Consider the following 301-nt stretch of genomic DNA (forward strand, 5'->3'; position numbering starts at 1 on the left):
GACTGGGGTGAAGTCGTAACAAGGTAGCCCTAGGGGAACCTGGGGCTGGATCACCTCCTTACCTATACGACTAACTCAATACCTAAAGTGCAGCGATGCATGTGAGTGTTCACACAGATTACTTGTTAACTTCTTCGGAAGTAGAGTGAAACACGCCGCGAGCCGGTCAGTGTTGTTCTTTAACAATTTGGAAAGCTGATAGTAATTAATTGCATGAGTCTGTCATGTGATTAATTGCAAATCGTTTGATGCGGCACTTTATTTTAGGTGACGTATTAAACATTGAGTTCTCAAAACACTG

Annotated in this window: 1 rRNA gene; it reads left to right on the forward strand. The window is 42.9% G+C overall.

The features are described 5' to 3' along the window. Nucleotides 1-61 (forward strand): 16S ribosomal RNA (locus GQA99_RS20405); the annotation flags it as partial. Nucleotides 62-301 lie beyond the last annotated feature (240 nt).

It is taken from the genome of Shewanella litoralis (assembly GCF_009828585.1).
Taxonomy (GTDB): Bacteria; Pseudomonadota; Gammaproteobacteria; order Enterobacterales; family Shewanellaceae; genus Shewanella; species Shewanella litoralis.